At 37.3% G+C, this 15,297-nt stretch carries 14 protein-coding genes; 1 reads left to right on the forward strand and 13 read right to left on the reverse strand.

Annotated elements, in window-relative coordinates; genetic code table 11:
• Positions 1 to 78 precede the first annotated feature (78 nt).
• From ACZ5R4_RS05330 to citZ, 8 genes are all read right to left on the reverse strand, one after another.
• Positions 79 to 237, reverse strand: coding sequence for a hypothetical protein (locus ACZ5R4_RS05330; RefSeq protein WP_464368162.1), 159 nt, complete (start codon positions 235 to 237; stop codon positions 79 to 81).
• Positions 234 to 809: a histidine phosphatase family protein gene (locus ACZ5R4_RS05335; RefSeq protein WP_464368163.1), complete on the reverse strand. Its 576-nt coding sequence runs from the start codon at positions 807 to 809 to the stop codon at positions 234 to 236. The genes ACZ5R4_RS05330 and ACZ5R4_RS05335 overlap by 4 nt, the downstream gene beginning before the upstream one ends.
• A gap of 92 nt (positions 810 to 901) precedes the next feature.
• Complete coding sequence (hflC, locus tag ACZ5R4_RS05340; protein ID WP_109983919.1) at positions 902 to 1,831, reverse strand: protease modulator HflC; 930 nt, start codon at positions 1,829 to 1,831, stop codon at positions 902 to 904.
• Entirely contained in the window at positions 1,818 to 2,813 is a 996-nt protein-coding gene (gene hflK / locus ACZ5R4_RS05345) for an FtsH protease activity modulator HflK (RefSeq protein ID WP_054788258.1), read from the reverse strand. Before hflK ends, hflC begins: the two co-directional genes overlap by 14 nt.
• 113 nt (positions 2,814 to 2,926) lie before the next feature.
• Positions 2,927 to 4,306, reverse strand: a complete 1,380-nt coding sequence (gene pnpS, locus ACZ5R4_RS05350; RefSeq protein ID WP_464368164.1) for a two-component system histidine kinase PnpS — start codon at positions 4,304 to 4,306, stop codon at positions 2,927 to 2,929.
• On the reverse strand, positions 4,306 to 5,001 hold the full coding sequence (locus tag ACZ5R4_RS05355; RefSeq protein WP_109983917.1) for a response regulator transcription factor: 696 nt from the start codon (positions 4,999 to 5,001) through the stop codon (positions 4,306 to 4,308). The genes pnpS and ACZ5R4_RS05355 overlap by 1 nt, the downstream gene beginning before the upstream one ends.
• A gap of 657 nt (positions 5,002 to 5,658) precedes the next feature.
• Complete coding sequence (gene icd, locus ACZ5R4_RS05360) at positions 5,659 to 6,924, reverse strand: NADP-dependent isocitrate dehydrogenase (RefSeq protein ID WP_109983887.1); 1,266 nt, start codon at positions 6,922 to 6,924, stop codon at positions 5,659 to 5,661.
• Between the two features lie 60 nt (positions 6,925 to 6,984).
• Positions 6,985 to 8,100, reverse strand: a complete 1,116-nt coding sequence (citZ, locus tag ACZ5R4_RS05365; protein ID WP_054788255.1) for a citrate synthase — start codon at positions 8,098 to 8,100, stop codon at positions 6,985 to 6,987.
• 313 nt (positions 8,101 to 8,413) lie between these two features.
• Here citZ and ytvI point away from each other — a divergent pair, with 313 nt between their 5' ends.
• On the forward strand, positions 8,414 to 9,532 hold the full coding sequence (gene ytvI, locus ACZ5R4_RS05370; protein ID WP_109983886.1) for a sporulation integral membrane protein YtvI: 1,119 nt from the start codon (positions 8,414 to 8,416) through the stop codon (positions 9,530 to 9,532).
• Here ytvI and ACZ5R4_RS05375 read toward each other — a convergent pair.
• From ACZ5R4_RS05375 to accD, 5 genes are all read right to left on the reverse strand, one after another.
• Positions 9,529 to 9,921 carry an FxsA family protein gene (locus ACZ5R4_RS05375; protein ID WP_054788251.1) on the reverse strand — a complete coding sequence of 131 codons (393 nt, stop codon included), beginning with the start codon at positions 9,919 to 9,921 and terminating at the stop codon, positions 9,529 to 9,531. The two genes, ytvI and ACZ5R4_RS05375, sit on opposite strands and share 4 nt — an antisense overlap.
• A 137-nt stretch (positions 9,922 to 10,058) precedes the next feature.
• Positions 10,059 to 11,822: a pyruvate kinase gene (gene pyk / locus ACZ5R4_RS05380; RefSeq protein ID WP_109983885.1), complete on the reverse strand. Its 1,764-nt coding sequence runs from the start codon at positions 11,820 to 11,822 to the stop codon at positions 10,059 to 10,061.
• Positions 11,823 to 11,904: 82 nt separating this feature from the next.
• Entirely contained in the window at positions 11,905 to 12,864 is a 960-nt protein-coding gene (gene pfkA, locus ACZ5R4_RS05385) for a 6-phosphofructokinase (RefSeq protein ID WP_054861422.1), read from the reverse strand.
• Positions 12,865 to 13,269: 405 nt separating this feature from the next.
• Positions 13,270 to 14,235 (reverse strand): acetyl-CoA carboxylase carboxyl transferase subunit alpha, encoded by a 966-nt coding sequence (accA, locus tag ACZ5R4_RS05390; protein ID WP_109983884.1) that lies wholly within the window; start codon positions 14,233 to 14,235, stop codon positions 13,270 to 13,272.
• Positions 14,213 to 15,094 (reverse strand): acetyl-CoA carboxylase, carboxyltransferase subunit beta, encoded by an 882-nt coding sequence (accD, locus tag ACZ5R4_RS05395; protein ID WP_109983883.1) that lies wholly within the window; start codon positions 15,092 to 15,094, stop codon positions 14,213 to 14,215. The genes accA and accD overlap by 23 nt, the downstream gene beginning before the upstream one ends.
• Between the last annotated feature and the right edge of the window lie 203 nt (positions 15,095 to 15,297).

A 15,297-nucleotide genomic window follows, 5' to 3' on the forward strand; every position in this document is an offset into this window, starting at 1 on the left:
GCCCGAATGGCATATACGTATAATCTTATCCACTATTTTACCACTATTTGAACACAATATCATTTTTATTCTTCTTTATTAGTATGAGGATTTTATAGGAATAACCCTTGCTTGACAAGCCTTTTCATAAAACTCAATTGGCCTAGCCTGACCGATGATCGCATACTCATAACCAGCCTCTTTCATTTCCTTTAAACAATAGTGAAGCAAAGCCTCCAAATCTTTGTTCACAGTCATCCGTGCTGCCATAGCCTTTGGATTCTTACCAAATTATTTTGGAAAAAACTTAATTCATAAATGTCTGGCTTAGAAGTACGATGCCAAAAATCGAAGCCGAATTTTTCGTCAAAATAATTCATCATAATTGTCATAATATTTCCATAGGTACCTATTACCACTGTTTTGCCTTGATGATCCTTCAGTAACTGGTGAATAACAGGGATTGCTCTACTCTGCGCCTCCGCTGTGGATTCCCCACCTTCTAGGCAGAAGTTCTTATCTACAAATGATTGCTGAATAGCTTTGACTAACTCTCTCTCCTCCAGTTTATAATTTAGCCCTTTTATTGGTCTTTCTCTTAATTCCTCGTACTCGGTGATCGAAAGCCCTTTCCATTCTGCTAAGGGCTGAACCGTTTGTACTGCTCTCGTATAAGGACTTGAAACAATAGAAATATTTTTGTGTTCTGCTAAAATTTCTTTCACTTTATTCGCCGCTTCTTTCCCTTTAGCAGATAACTCTCTTGATCTTTCTTTACCGAATATGTATGGAGACTCGGCATGCCTAACCATAATTAGTGTTGTCTTCAATTTTTCTCACCACCTTTATATTATAGTGTTTTGCTCCATAAAAGCAGAATAGAGATACAAAAAATTTTCTTTGTATCTCTATCCAAGCATTACTATTCCATATAACCCATCAGTAAATCAGCATAAGGAGAGCCCTGTGGAATGATAATGGTCGTTTCACCATCTATTGTTTTCTTATAGGATTCAAGTGTACGGTATAATTGATAGAATTCTTCATCCTTTGAAAAGGATTGATTATATATTTTCGCTGCCTCTTCTTCCCCTTCTGCACGAATTTGCTCTGCTTGGGCATTTGCTTTGGACAGCATCTCCGTTACATCTCGATCAGCCTCTGCCATGATTCTGTTCTTTTCGGCCTCACCCTGTGACAAATATTGTTGTGCTTGGGACTCACGCTCGGAAATCATACGATTGTAGACAGATTGCTCGTTTTCTTCAGGTAAATCAGAACGCTTAATGCGGACGTCATCCACCTGAATACCATAATTATCTCTTTCTAAGAGCTCATTTACACGATCTGTCACCCGTTGGTTTAAATCCCCTCTTGTACTACCTTCTTCATTAATAATCTGATCATAATTTAGCGTACCTAGCTCAGAACGAATGATAGAAAAAATGAACTCTGACATTCTCGCTTCTGCTCCTATCTCAGTACGAGCATTAGCAATCATCGCCTCAGGATCCGTTATTTCCCAAATAGCATAATTGTCAATAATCATCCGCTTTTTATCTAAAGTATTAATTTCTCTTTCTATGACATCATAAACAAGCTTTTTATTTGGAAGTGTCGTAATAGATTGAAGTAAAGGAATCCGAAAATTTAATCCAGGTTCACTCTCAATCCTCACTACTTCACCAAATTGGCGAACCACCTTATATTCTCCTTCCTTCACTACAAACATACTGCTGATTAAAATGATTAGGAGAATGACGATAAGTAAAAGCGTGATACCTATTTTAATATACCGCTTAATCTCTTTTGGTGACATTTTCTTCATCTCATATACATTATTGTTCGTCATTTGTAGACTCCTCCTCACTGTTTTGTTCAGAATCATTAGGAGACTCATCAGTAGCAGGTGGAATGGTGGCAGTGTTACCGTTTTGGCCTAAAGGTAAGTATTTAATCGTATTCCCATCATCATTCATAATATAAATATTAGCATCTGGCAAGACTTCCTCTAAAGTCTCTAACACAAGTCGTTGTCTTGTTACTTGTGGGTTGCTTTCATAGGCTTGATATAATGCATCAAAAGCAGCTACATTCCCTCGTGCTGTTTCAATTCTTTGAATCTTGTCACCCTCTGCCCTCGTAATAACGGCATCTTTTTCCCCTAAAGCTTCTTCATATTTCTCATTACGATATTTGTCTGCTTCATTCTTCTTTGTATTCATCGTTTCTCTTGCATCCGTAACTTTCATGAATGCTTGACGGACATCCTCATTAGGTAAATCCACCTCTTGAAGCTTGACGTCTTGTATTGCAATCCCAACATCATAATCCTCCATTAAGGATACTAATAAGTCCAAAACCTCATTCTCGATTTTTGCTTTTCCGTCTGTCAATGCTTCATCAATAGTGGATGACCCGATAATACTTCTTAATGAAGCAGAGGTGGCATTATACAAAATTTGTTCTGGATCGTTCGAATGAAATAAATACTTATTCGGCTCTACAATTTTCCATTGCACAACTAGATCTGCTTGGAGAATATTCTCATCTCCTGTAATCATCCTTACGATATCCGCATTTTCCGCTTTTTCCTCATCATAACCAAAATTTAGACTAAATGTCTCCTTTGATAATGTTTCCACCGTTTGAATGGGCCAAGGTAATTTAAAATGTAGTCCTGGTTCTGTCGTCCCTTCATCGGCCTCTCCAAATGTAACCACAACCGCTTGTTCGGATTCATCCACTGTGTACCAGCTTGTTAAACCTATGACACCGAGTAAAATTACAGCAACAACAATGCCAACCCAGCTATAGATTTGTTTAAGCGTCATTTGATTTCCCCCTTTTATGTATGTTCTTCCATCTTCCCTTACTACAACTACGAATATGTAGGAAAAAGGTTTCATTAAAATGACAAAAGTGGTAAGAAAATTAATACATTTTCTTACCACTTTTTAGGTAGCTTTACTATAAAAGTTGATCCCTTGTTAAGCTGGCTTTCCACTTCTATCGTTCCATGATGTGCTTCTACTATGTGTTTCACAATAGCTAATCCTAATCCTGTCCCTCCAGTATTTCGACTTCTCGCTCGATCAACCCGGTAAAATCGCTCAAATATCCTTTGTTTAGCTTCAGCTGGAATACCAATCCCATTATCTTGAACCAATAAAGCTATATTATTCTGTTGGTTTTGAATGTGTAACGAGACCTCTCCGCCTTCGGCCGTATAATTGAAAGCATTATACAATAAATTTAATACTACCTGTTGTAACCGGTCTGGGTCTCCATATATAGATAGGCCTTTTTCAATATCAGCATGAAATGCGATGCTTTTTTTATTAGCCTGTTGTTCCATTAATGTTAAGATATTAGGAATCCAATCATCGACCTTAATAATTTTCTGCGATAATTGCATCTCTTCTTTTTCCAGTCTTGATAGCTCCAACAAATCTTGTACAAGCGCTTGAATTCTAGTGCTCTCTTTTAAAATAATATCAAGAAATTGTTTTCTTAGTTTCTCCTCATCCATCGCCCCATCAAGTAAAGTCTCAGTAAACCCTCTAATCGAAGTAATCGGTGTTTTTAGCTCATGAGATACATTGGCAACAAAATCTTTTCGCATTTGTTCCACACGTTTCAAATCCGTTATGTCATGGAAAACGAGTACCGTGCCCTTTAATTCTCGAACATCATTGATAACTGGGGCTCCTACCACTTCAATATGATGCTTATCTTCCTTAATCGTTAGCGTAATCGCACCGATCATCTTATCTTCATACAAGAATGTTTCTTGGACTACTTTGTGAATGCTCTTATCATCCAATACGTCATAATATAAATAGCCTATATAATTTGTGGATTGTTTACCGAACATATGTAAAAATTTACGATTTACTAAATGAACATAGCCTCTCTCGTCAATAAGCATAAGTCCACTTTCCATATTGTTAATGACAGTTTTCCATTGACTTCCTTGCATTTTTTCTTGGATTGCCATCTCTTGTAAGTTCCTAGCGAGCATATTTAGCTGATTACTCAGCTGTTGAGCTTCCCCACTCGGCTTTACATATGTGCGAACATTGTAATTACCCTTTACAAGTTCATCTGTCACATTGATGGCTGCTCGTATTGGCTTCACGTAGTTTTCATACATATGATACATTAGTATTAAGACAACTATATAGCCAATTAGCAATGAAAAGAGAACAAATAGTTGGTCATCACCAGTAGTAAAAGGAACCACAACTAATCCGATTAAAAAAAATACGGAGGTGATCATCACCATATATCGATAAAAGCTATTGGTTTTTTGCTCCTTATCCATTAAGTGGGCTCCTCCATTTTGTATCCAAGACCTCTAATTGTTTTAATATATACTGGATGCTTTGTATCAGGTTCAATTTTCTCCCGTAAATGGCTCACATGCACATCCACTATCCTCGTATCTCCTACAAAATCATAATTCCATACAGCACTTAATAGTTGATCTCTTGATAAGACTTTTCCTTTGTGCTTCGCTAAATAATGTAATAATTCAAACTCTTTACGTGTAAAACTCAATGTCTTTCCATCAATCGTCGCCTCGTATTGTTGAGGGTAAATTAATAACTCTGCAATTTTTATGTATGGTTGATCTGTCGCTGTTTCTCGTTGTTTTGTTCTGCGAAGAATTGCTTTGATACGAGCTACTACTTCTTTAGGACTAAAAGGCTTGGTTAAATAATCATCTGCTCCTAGTTCTAATCCAAGTACTTTATCAAATTCATCATCTTTAGCAGTTAACATCAGGATTGGTGTGTCTATTTGTTTTTGTCTTAACGCCTTGCACACTTCTGTTCCTTCTAATCCAGGTAACATAAGGTCAAGCACTATTAAATCAAATTCCCCAGTTGACGCCTTCTGTAGCCCCTCTGTACCATCATAGGCTACTTCTGTCTGAAATCCTGACTTTTCAATGTTATATTGTAAAAGAGTCACAATAGATTGTTCATCATCAACGATTAAAACTTTCTCTTCCATTCCAGCACCCCATCTACTATCTATATACTCCTATCATACATGGACGTACATTTAAAGTGAATAGATAAAGTCCACAAAAAGTCAAAAAATATGTAAAATTTAATTTACATTGGTTAATATTATCTTTACAATCCACTGTTATTCATTGAAAGTACGGAAACAACTATTGTTCTGGCGAGTGAGTTTAGGGTATTGCGGGTAAGCTTTGTGAAAATATTTATGATGATAATGCTTTTCTCTTTCGGTCTAGGCTGGGGAAAAGCTATCTCTTTCTTGGCTTTTTAATATATTGGACAGATTTAGTGTTAATTCTCTTAATGCTGTCCTATATATCAATATATTGGACAAGTCTAACGCTTTAAGTGCCAAATTAGATTCAGGATTTTTATTTTTGGTACTTAGACGGGGGTTAAGGGCCAAATTAGACTCAGGATTTTTATTTTTGGTACTTAGGCGGGAGTTAAGTGCCAAATTAGATTTAGGATTTTTATTTTTGGTACTTAGGCGGGAGTTAAGTGCCAAATTAGCTTCAGGATTTCTCTGCTTTTACTTGTCAATATATCAGGATATTGGACAAGTCTTACGTTGCTTCTGCTTGTTGTCCAATTTTCTCTGCAAAAAGCCTCTCTTAGCAGAGAGGCTTTTGATACAATCTTATTATCCCATATTTTTAATTAATTCATCAGCAAATTGAGATGTTTTTACTTCTGTTGCACCTTCCATTAATCGAGCAAAGTCATAGGTTACGACTTTTGATCCGATTGTTTGATCCATGGATTTAAGGACTAAGTCAGCTGCTTCTCTCCAGCCAAGATGTTCAAGCATAAGAACACCTGAAAGAATGACAGAAGATGGGTTCACTTTATCAAGACCCGCATATTTTGGAGCCGTACCATGAGTAGCTTCAAAAATCGCATGTCCAGATTCGTAGTTAATATTAGCGCCTGGAGCTATACCAATACCTCCAACTTGTGCTGCTAATGCATCAGAGATATAGTCACCATTTAGGTTCATGGTTGCTACTACATCAAATTCTTTCGGACGAGTTAATATTTGTTGTAAGAAAATATCCGCAATAGCATCTTTTACGATGATTTTGCCAGCTGCTTCTGCTGCTGATTGTGCTTCATCCGCTGCTTGACGACCTTTTTCTTCTACAATCTTGTCATATTCTGCCCAAGTGAATACTTTATCACCGTATTCTTTTTCAGCAAGCTCATAACCCCAGTTTTTGAATGCACCTTCTGTAAATTTCATAATGTTACCTTTATGTACTAAAGTAACACTCTTACGGCCTTCTTTAATAGCATAATCAATAGCGGCACGAACTAATCGACTAGTACCTTCCTCAGATACCGGCTTTACACCAATACCAGAAGTTTCAGGGAAACGAATATTCGTTACACCCATCTCATTTTGGAGGAAATCAATAACTTTTTTCACTTCATCTGAACCTTTTTGCCATTCGATACCAGCATAGATGTCCTCAGTATTTTCACGGAAGATAACCATATCTGTATCTTCTGGATGCTTAACAGGGGATGGAACACCATCGAAATAACGCACTGGGCGTAGGCAAGTAAATAAATCTAGCTTTTGACGTAATGCTACGTTTAATGAACGGATACCCCCACCGATTGGAGTTGTAAGAGGACCTTTAATAGCAATTTTATATTCACGAATAGCATCTAGAGTTTCTTCAGGAAGCCATTCACCTGTTTGATTATACGCTTTTTCCCCAGCAAGTACTTCTTTCCATTCGATGCCTTTTTCACCATTATATGCTTTTTCCACTGCTGCTTCGAGAACACGGCTAGCCGCTGCCCAAATATCCGGCCCAGTTCCGTCTCCTTCAATAAATGGAATGATTGGTTTATTTGGTGTTTGTACGACACCATTTTCTACTGTAATCTTTTCTCCCATTCTTCAATTCCTCCTAAAATAAAATTCAAATATATTATATCATTTTCCATAAGAAAATGCTTATCGCTCATTAATATCTACATATGCTTGTTTTGTGGGACCAACATATTCTGCTCTCGGTCTAATTAAACGGTTATTTTCATATTGTTCTAAAATATGTGCAATCCAGCCTGAAAAACGACTCATTGCAAAGATTGGTGTATATAGATCATGCTTGATTCCTAGACTATGATAAACAGATGCTGAATAAAAATCAACATTTGCTGGCAAGCCTTTTTCTTCTTTAATATAATCTTCAATTTTAACAGACATTTCATACCATTTTTCCATATTGTGAAGAGCAGTTAATTCCTTCGACATTTTCTTTAAATGTTTAGCGCGTGGATCTCCAGTCTTGTATACACGGTGACCCATTCCCATAATCTTTTCTTTATTTGCTATTTTTTCTTTTACATATGGAATCGCATTATCTACTTCTTCAATTTCTAATAGCATGCTCATAACCGCTTCGTTTGCTCCCCCATGGAGCGGTCCTTTTAATGCACTTATCGCTGCAGTAATACCCGAATAAATATCTGAAAGTGTTGCTACACAAACTCGAGATGTAAAAGTTGAGGCATTTAACTCATGATCGGCATGAAGGACAAGCGCTTTGTTAATTGCTTCCACCTCTAATTCGTTCGATTCCTCTCCATTAAGCATGAATAAGAAGTTTGCGGCATAGCTTAGGCCTTCCTTTGGTTTCACGATATCCTTGCCATCTCTAATACGTGAGAATGCAGCAACTACTGAAGCAACCTTTGCTTGTAGTCGAATAGCCTTTCGCTTGTTAGCTTCTTCGCTCATGTCATCTGCTTCCTCATCATATAAACCTAGTAATGATATTGCTGTACGTAGAGCAGCCATTGGATGAACGTTATGTATGTCATAGGATTTAAAATGTTCTACAACGCCTTGCGGTAATGTCATATTTTCCACAAGGTCCTTTTCTAATTGTGTTAACTCTTCCTTATTCGGTAGTCGTTTGTTCCATAGTAAGTATATAACCTCTTCGAAGCTAGCATTCTCAGCTAGATCATCGATCGTATAACCAACATATGTAAGCTGATCGTCAATAATGGAACTAATCTTCGTTTCAGCGGCTACTACCCCTTCAAGTCCTTTCGTTGTTGACATAACATCTCTCTCCTTTTCTTATCCTTTTTCACTCGTTAGCTTCGTTTCGCTAACCATTCTTATCCTCAAAAGCTCTCGAGAAGCTTTTGAACATCCCCATGCCTATTATAAACAATCAAAAATAGTTAGTAAATGAAAACGATTAAAATTGAGAATATAATCTTTTCCATTGCATAGCTTGTACTAATGCAGAATATATATAAAAGTGGTCATGACGGAGATTAGGAAAGGTTTGTACCAGCCTATATCATAACATAAAAGAACTTTATTTGGAAAAATTCTATTCATTCACAATTTCTTGAGGTGAAGCAGCATGGCGAAATTAAATGCAAAAATGCTCTATCGAATTGGCTTATTTATTTTTGGACTTGGTCTTACGGTTTATATTTTTTATTTTTTGTTCCAATACTTATTCCCATTACTTCTAGCATGTTGCTTTTCCTTGTTGCTATATCCGATCATTAAGCTTATCAGTGATAAAACCACTATTTCTCACCTTTGGGCATGTTTATTTGTTATTTTTTTCACGATTGCTTTCATTATTTTTTTGCTTGTTTTTGTAGTATTTGAAGTGATAGAAGGGGTTATTTATCTAGCGAAATGGCTACCTGAACCATTTCATGCCTTTTTAATAGATTTTACAGCGGCGGTTAATTCCTTTCTTTTACCTTATATTCAAAAGATTGGTGCATATCTCGATAATCTTTCACCAGAGCAAAGTGCGCTTATGAAAGAACAGCTTGATGAAATTAGCATAAGCTTTGCAGACCAAATCGCCAACTTTCTCGAAAATTTCCTGAGCTGGCTCGGTTTACAATTGGCTGCCTTACCTGGGACGATTACCATTATAATCTTCTCATTACTCTGCACGTTTTTTATTTGTAAGGATTGGGAGAGATTTTATCACTATGTGTCCAAAAAAGTATCTAGTGATCTATTAAGCGTTCCATTTAACATCTACCAACAATTAAAGGTAACGCTAGTCAAATATATCACGGCACAAATCATTTTAGTCAGTATATCTTGGGTCACTATCTTCATTGGGCTTTTACTATTAAAGGTAAAACACGCGTTTACCATTTCGATTATTGTTGCTATTATGGATGTTTTACCTATATTAGGCACAGGACTAATTTTTATCCCTTGGATTCTATTCTTATTTGTTAGTGGAAACTCGTGGCTTGGCTTTTGTGTACTAAGTCTTTTTGGTTTTGTCATGATCCAAAGGCAGGTATTAGAGCCTAAGTTAATCTCACAAGCAATCGGTATTCACCCAATGCTCACCATTTTAGCCATCTATCTTGGCTTTCAGCTATTCGGGATAAATGGCTTATGGATCGCCCCTGCCTTTTTATTTTTTATGAAAGCATGTTATCATGCAGGGTTATTTTCGATGATTCTTACTTATATCCAAAAAGGGAAGTTCGGTTAACGACGATATATCCTGAACTTACCATTATGAATCATTCTTTGTAAAATCTTTTTCATCCATTGTTTGATAGGTCTTCTCGTATATGGAATGAGTAATATTAAACCTACTGAATCTGTTACAAACCCTGGTGTCAACAATAGTACACCACCAATGATGACACAAAGTCCATCAAATATCTCTTCCTGTGGCGCATAACCCATTGCCATCGATTGACGTGCTTTATTTATCGTATCAAGGCCTTGTTGCTTGGCAAGCCATGCTCCAACAACACCTGTTAGAATAATAAGAAAAATTAGCCACCATGGTCCAATATATCCGCCTGCCCAGACAAACAGGCCTATTTCCAATGCTGGAACGATCAATATTAATAGTAGAAGCCAACGTAGCATGTGATTGTCTCCTTCCGATTTAGTTAATCATTGAATGCCTTAGTACTTGAAAAAAATAGAGAGAAGAATCCTATTAAGGTCCCTCTCTCTATTATAACATGTCTAGTTTTCATTACCTATTAAACGGAAGTTTACTTTTATAATACGCTAGCATGTCCTGCATAAATATCACCTTTCGAAGCATCGATGGTAATATCTTGCTGATCCTTGATCACTTCAAGTGCCTTCTCTACACCTACAATGACAGGAATGCCTAAACTTAAGCCGACAACTGCCGCATGGGAAGTCAAACCGCCCTCTTCTGTAATAATACCTGCTGCTTTTTCGATCGATTTGATCATATCTTTATCTGTACCGTATGTGATAATAATATCGTCCTGCTGTACTTTTAGTTCCGCTTCTTTCGCATCCTTCACAAGTACCGCTCTACCATAAGCACTTCCTTTTCCCACACCTTGGCCTTTAGCTAGGACATCGCCAATAACATGAACTTTCATTAGGTTGGTTGTACCACTCTCTCCAACCGGAACACCTGCTGTAATAATTACTCTATCTCCTCGTTTGAAGTGATTTGTTTCCAACCCTCGCTCAATAACCTCTTCTAATACATCATCTGTTGTATGAAGTAGGTTGCCTACTATTGATTCTACTCCCCATACTAAAGCCAATCTTCTGCTTACTTGTTCGTCAAAAGTCATCGCAATAATTGGAGCTTGTGGACGGTACTTTGAAATCATTCTTGCTGTAAATCCACTAACAGTAGGGGTTAAAATCGCATCTACACTTAGATTCATAGCAGTATGGTTTACTGATTGACTAATCGCATCTGTAATCGTCATATCGGATGCTTTAGAGCGTAAATCAAGCATTGCTTTATGATCAATCGCCGTTTCTGCTTTTTTAGCGATATTGCTCATGGTTTGTACTGCTTCAATTGGATAGTCACCTGCCGCAGTTTCTCCTGACAACATAATAGCATCCGTACCATCTAATATAGCATTGGCAACATCTGACGCTTCAGCTCTTGTCGGTCTTGGATTTCGTTGCATAGAATCTAACATTTGCGTAGCAGTAATAACTGGTTTTCCTGCATTATTACATTTGAAAATCATTTCTTTTTGAACTAAAGGCACATCTTCTGGTGGTATCTCTACTCCCAAATCACCACGTGCAACCATTAAGCCATCACTAACTTGGAGAATAGCATCAAGGTTGTCTACACCTTCTTGGTTTTCAATTTTAGGAATGATTTGAATATGTGTAGCATTATTTTCTTCAAGTAATCCTCTGATTTCTAACACATCGGAAGCACGGCGTACAAAAGAAGCAGCGATGAAATCAACACCTTGCTCGATACCAAATTTAATATCGGCAGCATCCTTTTCCGTTATTCCCGGTAAGTTCACACTAACATTAGGCACGTTTACGCCTTTTTTATTTTTCAATAGACCTGAGTTTAAGGCAACTGTTTTTAATTCGTTTTGTTCCTCCAACACTTCCGTTACTTCTAATGCGATTAAACCATCATCTAATAACAGCTTAGAGCCTGGCTCTACATCATGAATTAATTGAGGATATGTAACCGAGATTTTGCTAGCATCCCCTTGGAGTGAGTCATCCATGGATACATAAACGGTATTTCCTTTTATAATATTTGCTTGTCCTTCTTTTAATACACCTGTACGAATCTCTGGACCTTTTGTATCTAAAAGAATGGCTACTGTTTTTCCTAATTTTTTAGCAGCTTTTCTTATATTCGTAATTCTAGCACCGTGCTCCTCAAAGTCACCGTGTGAAAAGTTAAGACGCGCTACATTCATTCCAGCTTCTATTAACTGCTCTAATTTATCAATTGATTCTGAGGCTGGGCCTATCGTACATACTATTTTCGTTCTTCTCATTACAACTTCCTCCTTCGTCATCATTCCTGCATTGTTCTATCATAGTAGATTATCACCTTGTGGATGGCGATCTTCTCATTATTTAAATAGATAATTGGTTAGATAGCTCATACATATTCATATTGATTTCATGTTTTTTATCTAGAATTTCAGAAAAATCATGACTTACCACCACATTGTTCTGTATTCCTACCATTCTTCCACCAATACCATCCATTAATAAATCAACTGCTTTTGCTCCTAATCTACTTGCTAAGACTCGATCGTAGCCAGATGGAGAACCACCGCGTTGGATATGTCCTAATACCGTTACACGTGTATCCATCTTTGTTTCTTCCTCGATTCGTTTTCCATAGTCCATGCCACTACCAATACCTTCTGCTAGGATAATGATACTATGCTTCTTACCACGAACTTGTCCACGCTTCAGCTTTGCCACTACACTTTCAAAGCTTTCTTGTTTTTCTGGAATAATCACACTTTCCGCACCATTTGCAAGACCTGCCCATAATGCTAAATCACCTGCATCCCGTCCCATTACCTCGATCACATATGTACGCTCATGAGATGTTGCTGTATCTCGAATTTTATCCACTGCATCAACAATCGTATTTAGTGCTGTATCAAATCCAATTGTGTAGTCTGTTCCTGGAATATCATTATCAATGGTTCCAGGGACACCAATACAAGGAAATCCTTTTTCCGTAAGCTTTTGCGCACCACGGAAAGACCCATCGCCACCAATTACGATCAGTCCTTCGATACCGAATTTTTTCATTTGTTCAATGGCAATTTTCTGACCTTTATCTGTTTTAAAGTCCATGGAACGCGCTGAATAAAGAATAGTCCCACCTCGTTGAATAATATCACCAACTGAACCTAGTTCCATTTTTTTAATATTGCCTTCCATTAAACCTTCAAAACCATTATAAACTCCATAAACATCTAATTCATGAAAAATAGCCTTACGAACAACTGCACGGACGGCTGCATTCATACCAGGAGCGTCTCCACCACTTGTTAATACACCTATTCTTTTCATGTAATCACCTCTTCTTCCACATAATAATTGTCCCTATTTTCTCTATTGTTTATAATAATTTTAACATCAACACAAATTATACATGAAATGATGTCAAAACACACCTCAACATTACTATTTTAGCTAACTTGACAGTAAAAGAGAAGTAATAACAAACGCTTTTCCAATAGTTTGTTACAATATTGTAAACTAAGCGTGCAATTGTTATCCAATATATTACAATGTTGTACAAGTTTTGGATTTTTCATTCCCGTATTTAATTCAGAACAAGCTTTTCTTATACTCAGGACATCAAAATTCTCGCATCTTCGCTTTATCTCCTGCAAACAATTTATACTTTCCTAACGTATAAAATATGCAAGCCAAAAAGCATCTTCTTTACAAGCTAGAAGATGCTTTTTGGCTTTATGCTTTCATTGTTTCACGAACCTCGCCAATCTTTTTATATTTTAACCAGCGTTGTTCCAAAAGATCCTCTTCCTTTAAAATGGATAATTCTTGTAGTGATTGATCCAACACATTTCGAATGTTATCAGCTTGTACGGAGACATTTCGATGTGCACCACCCAAGGGCTCTTCTATTACTTCATCGATAATACCAAGCTCTTTTAAATCTGGTGCTGTAATTTTTAATGACTTAGCAGCTCTTTCTGCTTGCTTGGAATCCTTCCATAATAATGCTGCCGCACCTTCTGGAGAAATAACGGAATAGGTGGAATTTTCCAACATATGAATGCGATCACCTACTCCTAATCCAAGAGCTCCACCACTACCACCTTCACCAATAACGATACAAATAATCGGAACTTGAAGGCCAGCCATTTCCATTAAGTTACGAGCAATCGCCTCACTCTGTCCTCTCTCTTCAGCAGCCTTTCCTGGATAAGCACCCTTTGTATCAATAAACGTAATGATTGGACGTTGAAACTTCTCTGCCTGTTTCATATGACGTAGCGCTTTGCGATAACCTTCTGGGTGTGGCATCCCAAAGTTTCGGTCTATATTTTCCTTCGTATTCTTGCCTCGCTGATGTCCAATAATAGTAACAGGTTTTCCTTGATATTTAGCAATACCGGCTACTATTGCTTCATCCTCACCATAAAAACGATCCCCATGAAATTCAATAAAATCAGTAAATAATTCCGCAATATAATCCTGTGAGGTTGGTCGATCAGCATGACGAGCTATTTGAACACGATCCCAAGGCTTTAACTTACCGTAGATATCATTTTCTAATTTTGCAAGACGTGCTTCCATTTTAGCAATCTCTTCTGATAGATCGATCTCGCTATTTTGAGTCATCTTTTTTAATTCTTCAATCTTTTCACGAAGTTCGATTACTGGTTTTTCAAACTCTAGTACTTGTTTCAATGGTAGCACCCCCTACTTGATGAATTTCTAGTATTGTTGCTAATGTGTCTCTCATTTCATCTCGAGGAATTACTTTATCTAACTGCCCATGCTTTAATTGAAATTCAGCAGTCTGAAAGTCCTCAGGGAGCTTTTCTCGAATGGTTTGTTCAATGATCCGACGTCCTGCGAAACCAATTAAAGCACCAGGCTCTGCAAAATTATAATCTCCGATGGACGCAAAGCTAGCGGAAACTCCTCCTGTGGTTGGATTTGTCATCACTGAGATAAACAAACCCCTTTCCCGATGTAATCGTTCGATAGCGATAGAGGTTTTAGCCATTTGCATGAGACTTAGCATCCCTTCTTGCATTCTTGCACCACCAGATGCAGTGAAAACAATCATCGGGATTCCTTGTTCACGGGCCTTCTCAATCGCCCTAGTAATCTTTTCCCCAACTACCGACCCCATACTTCCCATTCGGAATCTGGCATCCATAACAGCTACAGCAGCTCTATTGCCTTTAATTTTACCTTCCCCTGTAACAACTGCTTCATTTAATCCTGTTTTTACCCGGTCCTTGTCTAGTTTTTCCTCATATTGTGGAAAATCTAAGGGATTGCCAGAGATTAATTCCTTATCCCATTCATTGAATGTATCCTCATCAAATAAGTGGAGGATTCTTTCATATGACGTGATTTGATGATGATGGCCACAGTTAGGACAGACATTTAAGTTCTTCTTCCATTCTTTTTGGTAGTAAATTTTTTGACATTGACTGCACTTTTGCATTAAGCCTTCTGGCACATCTATTTTTGCACCCTCATTTGGTATTGGTGCATATTTTTTCTTCTTACCAAATAATTCTTTCAACTGCAAGGAATACTCCTCCTTTATATTACACGTCTTGTCCAATTCAATCTTGAAAAGGCGCTAAACCATGCATACATATGATTTGTTAGCAGTATCTATCTATGTATATGTAGACAAGGTAATATATTGACAGGCATTAACTATTATATTATATCAGAAGCAAATCTTGTGTAAAGTTAGACCATTCTACTATTACCTTCACAAGAAAA

The organism is Gracilibacillus sp. JCM 18860, from assembly GCF_055395245.1.